The organism is Clostridium sp. CS001 (assembly GCF_020443565.1).
Lineage (GTDB): Bacteria > Bacillota > Clostridia > Clostridiales > Clostridiaceae > Clostridium_AD.
In genome coordinates this window covers 1-11,270 of the sequence record NZ_JAIZZN010000052.1, presented here as the reverse complement: position 1 = coordinate 11,270, position 11,270 = coordinate 1, and the positions used below count along the sequence as shown (strand labels likewise).

Below are 11,270 nucleotides of genomic sequence, written 5' to 3'. Positions count from 1 at the left end.
CATATATAAATTATACAACAAAAGCGAATTCTTAGGAATTCGCTTTTGCATTTAAAAGATAAAAAAGGGCTATCTCAATCTAGAAATTACTTTCTATTTTGAGACAGCCCCCTTTTGTTTTGTTACAACTTAGTTTTTGTTTCTAGTTCCATGATTTGCAGCTTGTACGCTGGCGTTTGAATTATTCTTGTAGCCGTTTTCGGCATTTCTACTATCTTGGCTGGTAGCGGCCATTGTTTGATTTTTTTCAGCAATTCCAACATTCACATTTCCGCCTTCATTAGGACCGACACCTTGGCTGTTTGGAATAAAGTTTTGATTTTTAGCTACAATGCTTTTATTTTGGCTCATAAAAAACATCCCCTTTACTAACTATTTTCTAATATAATGCCCATTAAATATTTTGTTTATACTAATAGCAACAATAGAGAATATGTAGCCATATTATGGTATAGTATGAACCTATGTTAGATAGATATAATTAATATCTGTCTAAGTTTTTGCTAGGAAAAGTAAAGGGTTTAAATTAATTTTTGACTTCTTTAACTTTATTTCTACATATAACTTGCTTTCTATAAAATACTATGTTATTATAAAGATGACTTAAATGAATAGTAAATAATCAAACACAGCTATAATTCAATTAGTACTTATTGAATGTGAAAATTCGATAAGGAAGCATTATTGGTGAATTACTACAAAGAGTTTAAGAAATAAAATTTCGGAGGTACACATAATATGAATGGTACAGTTAAATGGTTTAATGGAGAAAAAGGATTTGGATTTATTACAGGAGAAGACGGAGTAGATGTTTTCGCACATTTCTCTCAAATAAATTCAGATGGATACAAATCACTTGAAGAAGGACAAAAAGTTTCTTACGATGTAGTTAAAGGACCTAAAGGACCTCAAGCTGAAAACATCACTGTAATCTAAGAAAAATATTTAGCCATTAAATAGGTAACTATTTAATGGCTTCTTTGTTTTTTGTGGTAAAATAGTAATAGCAAATTCATTCGGCATTTTACCCTATATAAGAAATATTATATAGCCTAATAGTATTATACAATTTCAATGTAAATTGAACTTGGAGAGGATAAAAAATGATTGATAAAATTAAAAAACTTAAAAATGATATTAAAAAGCAGGCAATATCATCAGGTATTAATTTAGAAAAAAAATTATATGAAATTAGCAATAAGTTATGGAAAGATATTTTAAATATCAATGAAGATAATTTAAATAATATAAGTCTTGTCCATAACTTTCTTATAGAAGAAGTGTGCAGCATACATGAGCAAGAAGAGGATTTACATAATGCAGAGATTTATAAAAATAATTTAAGCTTTAGGTGTATAAAAAATCAATTAATAGATGGCAGCCGAGCTTTTAACATTTATTCCTTTAATGATGAAATCTATGAATATTACTTTGTTGGTGACATACATTCAGATGTAACAAGCCTTAGAGCCGTACTTAATTCCTGCAATTTTTTTAATGCAATGACTAAATTTAAGAATATACGTTTAATATTTTTAGGTGATTATGTTGATAGAGGTAAATCACATCTTGAAACTATGGAACTTGTGTTGCTCTTGAAGTATTTATTTCCCCAAAACTGCTATTTGTTAAAAGGTAATCATGATGGTGGTTATATTGATGATGGAGTAGTCTTATGCGTTAAAAAACAAGAAAGTGTTGGAGAGATAGGATATTTTCTATATCATGTTTTTAATTTAGCAAAAAAAAATTCCAGCTTTACTATTGAAACTGTAAGTAATTACATAAAATTCTTTAATAGTTTATGTAATGTAGCTCTAGTGGGTTTACAAGATATTAATGTAATTGGTGTTCATGGGGGAATCCCAAGACCTAAAGTTACTAATAAAGAAGTTAATTATTTTTCCTATATTAAATCACTTTCTCAACTTGCTGATAAAAGTATTGTTGATGAATTAAATAAAACTATATTTCATAATATGTTGTGGAGTGATCCTAAAGATATAATTAATGAAGAATCTTTATTAAAAGCAAGATTTAACTTTAATCAAGAACATTTTAATGAATTTATAAATACCCTGGGAGTAGATTACTTGGTTCGTGGACACGAAGCTGTAAAAAATGGAGTTATGCAATTTTTTAATGGAAGACTATATACTGTTTTTTCTAGTGGTAAAATTTTAAATAAAAATAATGAAAATGTTAATATACATACTGCTTACAGTGAGGTCTATCCTAAAATTTTAAAATTACATAATAAAAAAGAGTTTATAATTGTGCCCGTTACTATGGAATTATAATACTTAAAGTTAAATGAAAGGATATTAAAAAGAGCACTCTTTTAAAATTTAGAGTGCTCTTTTTAATATTATTTATTTACCCTATCAATCTCACAAGTTAATTTATGAATTAAGTCAGAAATCTCTAAACCACCTCTTTCACTGATCATTTCAAGGGTGGCAATACTAGCCATGGTCTTGAAAAGCATAGGAGATTTTAGTTTTTCAAATTTTGGACTTAAGGATATTAGAAAATCCTTTAAAAAGGGATATTCTTTAGTCAAAAATCCTATTCTTGTTTCCCTTGTAATATTATATTTATTAGTTTCAAGTGGTAAGGATTTTTCGTTTTTAGGAGGACTAGCTAAAGAAGGTGAAGCCTCTTTTTCATTACTTTTCCAGGTTACAAGCCTTTGACTGCCAGTCAAACTTCTAATATGAGTAACATCCTGCATCATTTCAAGAACGCCTTTAAAATTACCTTCATCATCTCTTACAGCATTGTAAATTATATAAATAAACTTTCCACCCATTTCAAGCCAGAATTCAGCTTCATCTTGTTCTCCACTTTTGAAGGCTGTGATTATTTCCTCAACTGTATGAACGCTTTCTCTTGGGTGGCAGTTCTGAACTGCTCTACCAATAACTCCTGCGCTTCTTGGGAAAACCCTATGCTTTGTATCGCTGTAGAATTTTACAAGTTCATTCTCATCAACATAAGATAAATCAACAGGTAGATGCTTAAAGATTAAGTTTATTTGCTTTAGGGTAAGGAGACCTTGACTTACATTTAGAACTTCATCCTCTTTTATAGGGGATGATACTCCATGTTTTTGAAGAACTGCAGCAAGGTCTTTTAGGAGGTCTACATCCATATTTAAGTCATTAGTAAAAGACCTATTAGCATCTGACACGGGTTCTGTTTTGAAGCTTGGTGGATTATCAATTAAGCAGTAGCCTATTTCGTCATCACCAATTCTCATTTTAACAAAGTCTTCATTACTCAAAAGTTCAATGGCAGTAGGGAATAGAACCTCAGTTTCCTTAACAATCATATCTCGTACTAGTTCAAGTACTTTAGGTTGCAGTGATAAGAAGTCCTTATCATTATCTTCTTTTAATAGGGATTTGGATTTTCTAATAATATCTTTTATATTATTGTCTAGTGTCCACATTATTTTTGAGGGTTTATCAAAGCCCTTTTCTTCAAGCGCAGTGAATAATTGATTTTGTTTACGGCTAAGATGGATACTTATTTGACTTAACTTATCATACAATTCAAGCCACTGATTTTTAATGAATTTTTTATCTAATAATGTTTCCATAGAGGAAAGAACTTTACTTATTGCCACCGTCTCATCAATATAAGTTCTTATTGGATGTCCCTTTGGAAGATTTAGCTCTGTAGAAACAAGAATACCTTCGAAGACTTTTAAAAGATCTTCTAGTCTTTCTGCTAACATATCATCCGTAATTCCATAGGACACCAGCTGCTGTTCGGCTAGTGCAAATTCTTCGCCAGTGACTTTATCAAAAGAATCTGTCATTCTTTTTTTAGCCTCCTCCAAAGAAACCTTGTTATTAAGAAAATCTAATTTAATTTCAACTATCTTTTTAATTTTAGTGTTATCAATTGTTGGATGATTACCCATTTCAATGCTATTTGATTCTATATTGCTTCTCATAAAAAACACTCCTTTAATATTGAGTTTTATAATAATATACTATATAAAGCTAAATAATAACCTAGGGTTATGAAATATCATTAATTGAAAATCATTCTCAGTAATTATATTATATCAAAGTGTATCTATAAAAAATATGATTTAAGTCACAAAAATAATTAGTTATAGTATTTGTTTATCTTTGGTTCGCTCATTCATAAAGTTGTCTAATAAAATTTTTATTAAGGCTATTGTAGGAATTCCAATGAGCATTCCTACGATACCAAAGAGACCTCCACCAAGAACAAGTCCTAGTATTATTAGTAGTGGGCTAAGGCCTACTTTATCACCAATAATCTTTGGTGATATGAACCATCCGTCAATATTACTTAAGGTTACCACAAAGAGTACGATTTCTACTGATTTTATTGGATTGAAGAATAGAGTTATTAAAACAGCAGGAGCCATTCCTATAATATTCCCAAAGTAAGGAATCATATTTGTTACGCCTATTACTAAACTAAAAGGCAAAGCGTAAGGTATTTTTAATATCCAAAATCCTATGAAAGTAATACTTCCAAAAATAATAGAGTCAATTATTTTACCGATAAAATAATGGTTAAAAGTAAGGTGGGCTAGCTTTCCAAAATCAACTAGTTTAATAGAAGCAGACTCACTTAAAATGGAATAAATAAATTTTTTGATGTTGAATATAATAGATTCTTTATCCATTAAAAAATAAACTGAAATTACAATGCCAGACATAAACTTCATAAATAAAGAACTTAGGCCCATTAGGTTATCAATTATTATTTGTAAACCTGGAGCAAAATATGTAGTTATATCTTTGCTCCAAGTAGCTAAGTAATTTTCTAAATAATTAGTAATATTAAATTTGTTTAATAGCTCATTTTCAGATAAAAAATTAGTAGACCATTTGTAGGCTTTATCTGCAAATTTAGGAATGTTATTAAATAAATCAACGGTACTTTTAATAACACTTGGAGTAATCAAAGTAAATATAAAGATTATTAAACCTATAAATAATGTATAAATTATAATTATGCTGTAAATTCTTTTCATTTGTGTTTTCTTTTCAATGTATGCCATAAGTGGGTTAAGTAAATAAGCTATAACGAAACCCCAAATAAAAAAAACAAGTAAGGAAGAGATTTTATGAAATATGGAACCTATATTTTCAATGTTATTTATTACTCTAAAAAGAAAAAAAGTAATTATAATTATAGGAACAAGACGAATGTATGGTATTTTTTTATATTGTATCAATGCAACTCCTCCAATCAAATGCTATTTATATAAGTATAGCAGTTTTAAATAATTAATTGAAGGGGTTTGATATGTGTTATTATTTGCAACAGTGTGTTATCAATTAGTTTTAAATCATTATTCCCTCCTTTTGCTCTTAATTGCGACGTATTACTGCAATGTTAATGGTATATACAACACTTATTTGTTAATATGTGCTACAATGAGTCTAAGGTTAATTACTAATGTTACCTTTTAAGTATTACGATGGCTTTTTTTAAAATATTTATATTATATATGTATATATTATAAAGTAAATATTGGTAACATATGTATATAAAAATGGTTTTATAAGTGAAGAGGAGTGAATTATTATGGAACAAATTACTTTAAATGCATTTGAAAGAAACACGCAGCCTAAAAAGATGAAAGAAAGTGGTTTTGTGGCAGGTGTGATTTATGGAGATAACGTTAAGGAATCAACTTCTGTAAAATTTGAGGGATCAGCTCTAAGAAAAGTTCTTACAAGACATGGATCCAATGCTAAGGTATGGGTAGAACATGGAGAGGATAAGAAATTTGGATTTATAAAAGAAATTCAAAGACACCCTATAACAGCAAAAATCATTCATGTAGATGTACAACTTCTTGCAAAAGACCAAGAAGTAAAGCTACTGTTGCCTATTATTTTCAATGGTGAAGGGAGTCTGAAGTCAAAGCAACTTCAGCTAAACATTTATAAAGCTGATATAGATGTTTTTGGAAAGATGACGTTAATGCCTAATACAATAATTTTTGATGCATCAGAAAAAGAAATTGGAGATACTATTACAAAAAATGACTTTAATTTAGATAAATCAATAAAAATTATTGATAAGGAAGATGAAATTTACGCAGTTATAGCACAACTGAAAGAAAAACCAAGTGTAAAAGCTACTAATGAAACTGAAATTATTACTGGATCTCAAGTTAAGGTTAAATAAAATATAAATAAGTTAATATATATAGATACTTAAAATATTAAAAACAATTATTAAGGGAAGCCATTTTGGCTTCCCTTAATAATTTATACTTTGCTATTACCTTTGTTTGATGCTGAATTCTGGTTTAACTTTTTTGTTTCTTCCAAAGAAGCAGCATCGGTGCTGCTAGGCATACTAGACATACTAGCCATATTGGACATGTTAGAAATACTGCTCATATTAACATTTGAAGTATCATTAGTTAAATTATTATATGATTGATTGTTTAACTCTCTTGCTTCCTTTAGACTAGCATCATTAGTGCTACTAGTCATTCTAGTGGCTGAGTTAGTACTTGAACCTTTATTAGAGCTCGATTTTTGATTTAGTTTTTTTGTTTCTTCTAAATTATTATTCATTAGTATTTCCCTCCCTTAAATATAAGCTATATTGATATACCCAGTACAGTTTATAGTTTATCCACTTTATTATAAAATATAGATAGATATTAAAAATTTTTTATGGAATTAATTGTGCAGAATAATTTATTATGTTATTATGAGACATATGAAATAAAGTGACTAGCATATATAATAGATATCTTAATTTTATATAATTTAGTTAATAAAAAAGAATAACAAAGCACAGGGGAGCTGGATTTGCCAGCTGAGAGAAAGAACTGTAATTCTTTGACCCTAATAACCTGAACTGGGTAATGCCAGCGTAGGAAGTTGTTTAATGGTGTATTATATATGCATATATTTTAATATAGCATGGTAATTTAAACACAAATCCTATGGGTTTGTGTTTTTTGTTGTTCTAAAAATCACATCATATTAGATAAGTTTAGCTTTTGCACAAAAAAAGGGGGAGATCAATTAGTGAATACTAAAAAATTAACAATTGCATCACTACTAATAGCAATAGGTGTAATACTAGGTAATATTATTTTTATACCAGTAGGAGTATCTAAATGCTTTCCAATGCAACATACAATTAATATCATAGCTGCAGTAATTTTAGGACCAGGCTATAGTGTAGCTATAGCCTTTTGTATATCTCTACTCAGAAATATACTAGGTACGGGTTCTCTTTTAGCTTTTCCAGGAAGTATGATTGGGGCATTTTTAGCCGGAATTCTATTTAAAAAAACCAAGAAAACATTATTTGCTATAGTGGGAGAAGTATTTGGAACTGGAATTTTAGGTGGTCTATTAGCATTTCCAATAGCAACGCTTATAATGGGAAAAAAAGTAGGGGCGTTATTTTTTGTAACCCCATTTCTAATAAGTACTATTGGCGGAGGTATAATTGCATATATTATTTTTAGGGTTTTCAATTTTTCAGAATTTACTCAATTAGATAGATAAGCTTAAAATATATAATAAGTAGGAGGGTACATATGAAAAAAGTTTTAACTATAGCAGGCTCGGATAGTTGTGGAGGGGCAGGAATACAAGCAGACTTAAAGAGTTTTAGTGCTAATGGTGTATATGGAATGAGTGTTATAACAGCAATAACAGCGCAGAATACCATGGGGGTTTTTGCAGTGAAAGACTTAGATGAAGAAATTATTAAAGCTCAAATTGATGCTATCTTTACAGATATAGATGTAGATGCAGTTAAAATTGGTATGGTATCGCAGATTTCAACTATTAATGCTATATGGGAGAAATTAGAGCAATACAAGCCTAAAAATGTAGTGCTAGATCCTGTAATGATTTCGAAGAGTGGTTTTTCATTACTACAACAGGAATCAAAGACTGCTTTGATTAAAAAATTAATTCCACTAGCATCACTTATTACACCAAATGTTCCAGAGGCTGAGGAAATTCTTAAAGAAGTAAATTCAAGTGTTACTGAAATAAAGACAGTAGCGGATATGGAAGAGGCAGCAAAAGAAATATACAAGCTAGGCTGCAAAAACGTGCTTTTAAAGGGAGGTCATATGGAAGGTGACGCCATAGATGTGCTTTATGATGGAAGCGAGTTTATACATTTTTACTCAGAAAGAATAGATACAAAAAATACTCATGGAACTGGATGCACATTATCTTCTGCTATAGCTGCAAATTTAGCACTTGGTTTTAGCATGAAGTATGCAATAAAAAATTCTAAAAAATACATAACCATAGCAATTAAGCATTCCTTAGATATTGGACATGGTGTTGGGCCAACTAATCACTTTTATGAATTATATGAAAAAGGCGGTATGAAAAATGATTAAGGATAAAGAAAAATTAGGTTTTTGGACCTTTGTGTTTTTGTGGTTTGGGGCTGCAGTTTCTATTGCTGAAATTTTAACCGGAGGACTTATTGCACCTTTAGGCTTTAAAATAGGGGTAATTGTAATTTTACTAGGACACTTAATTGGAACAGGTATATTGGTGCTATGTGGTATCATTGGTACTAGAGAAAGGGTACCTTCAATAACTTCTACAGGAATTTCTTTTGGAACTTATGGAACTTACTTAATTTCAATTCTAAATGTTCTTCAATTAATTGGATGGACAGTAGTTATGATAAGAGCAGCAGCAAATTCTGTAAACTTAATAGCAAAAACTTTATGGAGTTTTAATAATGTATTAGTGTGCATAGTATCTATAGGTATTCTTATTGCACTGTGGCTTTATTTCGGAAATGCAGGTATGAAAAAGTTAAATATTACAGCTGTATTTTTGCTTTTTATACTTACATTGGTACTAGGAGCTATTATTTTTAAGGATAAAACATTACTTTCAAAGGCAAGTACAACAGGAATATCTTTTGGAGGAGCATTGGAACTTAGTATAATAATGCCTCTTTCTTGGCTACCTTTAATTGCAGATTATACTAGGTTTGCAAAAAGTGAGAAGCAAGGAGCTTATGGTAGTTTTACAGGTTATTTCCTAGGAAGTTCATGGATGTTCATTATAGGTCTTGGAGCTGCTATAGTTTCAAATAATGCAGATCCTTCAGTTATGATGCTTGCCGCTAATTTAGGGATGGCAGCCTTAGGTATAGTAGTACTTTCTACAGTAACTACAACCTTCTTAGATATTTATTCAGCAGGAGTTTCCTTCTTAAATATTATGCCAAAACTCAATGAGAAGAAAGTCGGCATTGTTATGACTGTCATCGGAACATTAATAGCTATAATAGTTCCTATAGAAAATTATGAAAGCTTTTTATATGCGATAGGATCTGTATTTTCACCACTGTTTGCAATCTTAATTACAGATTATTTTATAATAAAGAAAAATACAAAGGTAAAATCTGATGTATTAATAAATTGGGGGGCAACTATTGTATGGATTATGGGTATAGTAATTTACTATAGCTTTATAAAACTTGACTTTGTACTTGGAGCCACAGTTCCTGTTATGATTATTACTGGAATGATATATGCAATAAGTTGGAGGTGGACAAGTAAGTGGAAATTAATAAAAAGATAGTAGAATTATTAAAGAAAGTAAGAGAAAAAAACCCATTGGTGCATCATATAACAAATTACGTTACGGTTAATGATTGTGCTAATATTACACTAGCTATTGGTGGGTCGCCGGTTATGGCAGATGATATTAATGAAGTTCGTGACATGGTATCATTGGCATCTTCTTTTGTAATAAATATAGGAACCTTAAATAGCAGAAGTGTAGAATCTATGATAGCAGCAGGGAAAATAGCAAATGAGCTAGAGATTCCAGTAATACTTGACCCTGTTGGTGCAGGGGCAACGACTTATAGAACAGAAACTGCTAAAAAGATTATAGATGAAGTGAAATTATCAGTTGTACGTGGAAATTTATCAGAAGTAAAAGTACTTTGCGGTATTGAATCTAAAACAAAAGGTGTAGATACTAGTAATGATGAGCCTTCAAATGAAAGTGAACTTATAGATAAAAAAGAAATGGCAAAAGCTTTTGCAAGTAAACTTAATGCAGTGGTAGCTATAACTGGTGAAGTGGATATTATAACAGATGGAAAAACTCTTTATACTATAGAAAATGGCCATAAAATAATGTGCAAGGTTACTGGTACTGGATGCATGTGTACTTCGCTTATTGGATCTTTTTTAGGGGTAAGTGATAATAACCTTTTAGCTGCTTTAGCAGGAACCGTTTCTATGGGTATCGCTGGTGAGATAGCTTATGAAGGGTTAGATAAAGTAAGTGGTGGTACGGGAACTTTGAAGGTGAAAATAATAGATGTCATTTATAATTTATCAGAAGCTACAATAATGGAAAGGAGCAAAATAAATGAAGAATAAAATAAATTATAGTCTGTACCTTGTTACAGATAGAGATGTATTAGTAGATGTAGATATATATACGGGAGTGGAGGAAGCTATAAAAGGTGGAGTTACAGTAGTTCAGCTTAGGGAGAAGAAATCAGGTACCCTAGAGTTTTATAACATTGCCGTGGAAATAAAAAAAATTACCGATAAATATAATGTTCCGCTAATAATAAATGATAGAATAGATATTGCACAGGCAATAGATGCTGCAGGTGTTCACCTTGGGCAAAGTGATATGCCAATGGATATTGCAAGGAGCATAATGGGAAATAACAAAATAATTGGTGTTTCCACAAGCACATTGGAGCAGGCTAAAAACGCTGAAATGCAAGGAGCGGACTATGTAGGTGTTGGAGCAATGTTTATAACCACCACTAAAGATGATACAAGAGCAGTATCTATTCAGTCTTTAAAGGAAATAAAGGAGGGTGTTTCTATTCCAGTTGTTGCTATTGGAGGAATTAATGAAAATAATGTAGATTTATTAAAAATAGCAAATGTTGATGGTATAGCAGTGGTTTCGGATATTCTCGGGAAAAGATGTATACAGGTGGCGGCGGAGAAGCTAGCAGTATACTAGTTTAAATAGCAAAAATCATAAGCAGTCAAAGATACCCTGTATGACAGTTAAGCACTTTCATACAGGGTATTTTAAATTATATGGGAAACAGCATGCGTAAGTGGATAACATATATGCTAGAGGTTGTCACTTTTGCCACTTGCCACGTGGGCAATGTCATCAAGTTAGTCTTCAAATAAATTACATTTGAAGTTTGTAACTTGAATTTATTTTAATATGATTTCACAAAGTCTTATCATTGCA

The 11,270-nt window shown here is 30.5% G+C and carries 12 protein-coding genes and 1 riboswitch; of the genes, 8 read left to right on the top strand and 4 right to left on the bottom strand.

The window, feature by feature from the left end:
* Positions 1–129 precede the first annotated feature (129 nt).
* Complete coding sequence (locus LGK97_RS19205) at positions 130–351, bottom strand: hypothetical protein (protein WP_226261870.1); 222 nt, start codon at positions 349–351, stop codon at positions 130–132.
* A 387-nt stretch (positions 352–738) separates the two neighbouring features.
* On the opposite strand from LGK97_RS19205, the gene LGK97_RS19200 reads away from it, so the two are divergent.
* Together LGK97_RS19200 and LGK97_RS19195 are read left to right on the top strand one after the other, a co-directional pair.
* Positions 739–936 (top strand): cold shock domain-containing protein, encoded by a 198-nt coding sequence (locus LGK97_RS19200; RefSeq protein WP_226261869.1) that lies wholly within the window; start codon positions 739–741, stop codon positions 934–936.
* Positions 937–1,103: 167 nt separating this feature from the next.
* The gene (locus LGK97_RS19195) at positions 1,104–2,300 is read left to right on the top strand and encodes a metallophosphoesterase family protein (RefSeq protein ID WP_226261867.1); all 1,197 of its coding nucleotides are present in this window, start codon (positions 1,104–1,106) and stop codon (positions 2,298–2,300) included.
* Positions 2,301–2,368: 68 nt separating this feature from the next.
* On the opposite strand, the gene LGK97_RS19190 is transcribed toward LGK97_RS19195, so the two are convergent.
* Positions 2,369–3,964 carry a PAS domain-containing protein gene (locus LGK97_RS19190; protein WP_226261865.1) on the bottom strand — a complete coding sequence of 532 codons (1,596 nt, stop codon included), beginning with the start codon at positions 3,962–3,964 and terminating at the stop codon, positions 2,369–2,371.
* A gap of 162 nt (positions 3,965–4,126) precedes the next feature.
* A complete protein-coding gene (locus LGK97_RS19185; protein WP_226261863.1) occupies positions 4,127–5,230 on the bottom strand; it encodes an AI-2E family transporter in 1,104 nt (367 codons plus the stop codon).
* Positions 5,231–5,583: 353 nt separating this feature from the next.
* Here LGK97_RS19185 and LGK97_RS19180 point away from each other — a divergent pair, with 353 nt between their 5' ends.
* Positions 5,584–6,192 (top strand): 50S ribosomal protein L25, encoded by a 609-nt coding sequence (locus tag LGK97_RS19180; protein WP_226261861.1) that lies wholly within the window; start codon positions 5,584–5,586, stop codon positions 6,190–6,192.
* 83 nt (positions 6,193–6,275) lie between these two features.
* Here the strand turns inward: LGK97_RS19180 and LGK97_RS19175 are convergent, their stop codons facing one another.
* The gene (locus LGK97_RS19175; RefSeq protein WP_226261859.1) at positions 6,276–6,590 is read right to left on the bottom strand and encodes a hypothetical protein; all 315 of its coding nucleotides are present in this window, start codon (positions 6,588–6,590) and stop codon (positions 6,276–6,278) included.
* A gap of 217 nt (positions 6,591–6,807) precedes the next feature.
* Positions 6,808–6,919, top strand: a riboswitch (TPP riboswitch).
* Positions 6,920–7,052: 133 nt separating this feature from the next.
* On the opposite strand from LGK97_RS19175, the gene thiW reads away from it, so the two are divergent.
* The 5 genes from thiW to thiE are packed head-to-tail and all read left to right on the top strand — an operon-like array spanning position 7,053 to position 11,027.
* A complete protein-coding gene (gene thiW / locus LGK97_RS19170) occupies positions 7,053–7,541 on the top strand; it encodes an energy coupling factor transporter S component ThiW (RefSeq protein WP_226261857.1) in 489 nt (162 codons plus the stop codon).
* Positions 7,542–7,573: 32 nt separating this feature from the next.
* Positions 7,574–8,398, top strand: coding sequence for a bifunctional hydroxymethylpyrimidine kinase/phosphomethylpyrimidine kinase (gene thiD, locus LGK97_RS19165; RefSeq protein WP_226261855.1), 825 nt, complete (start codon positions 7,574–7,576; stop codon positions 8,396–8,398).
* Positions 8,391–9,605: a putative hydroxymethylpyrimidine transporter CytX gene (gene cytX, locus LGK97_RS19160; protein ID WP_226261853.1), complete on the top strand. Its 1,215-nt coding sequence runs from the start codon at positions 8,391–8,393 to the stop codon at positions 9,603–9,605. The genes thiD and cytX overlap by 8 nt, the downstream gene beginning before the upstream one ends.
* Positions 9,584–10,420: a hydroxyethylthiazole kinase gene (thiM, locus tag LGK97_RS19155; protein WP_226261851.1), complete on the top strand. Its 837-nt coding sequence runs from the start codon at positions 9,584–9,586 to the stop codon at positions 10,418–10,420. The genes cytX and thiM overlap by 22 nt, the downstream gene beginning before the upstream one ends.
* Positions 10,410–11,027, top strand: a complete 618-nt coding sequence (gene thiE / locus LGK97_RS19150; protein WP_226261849.1) for a thiamine phosphate synthase — start codon at positions 10,410–10,412, stop codon at positions 11,025–11,027. Before thiM ends, thiE begins: the two co-directional genes overlap by 11 nt.
* The last annotated feature ends 243 nt before the right edge of the window (positions 11,028–11,270 follow it).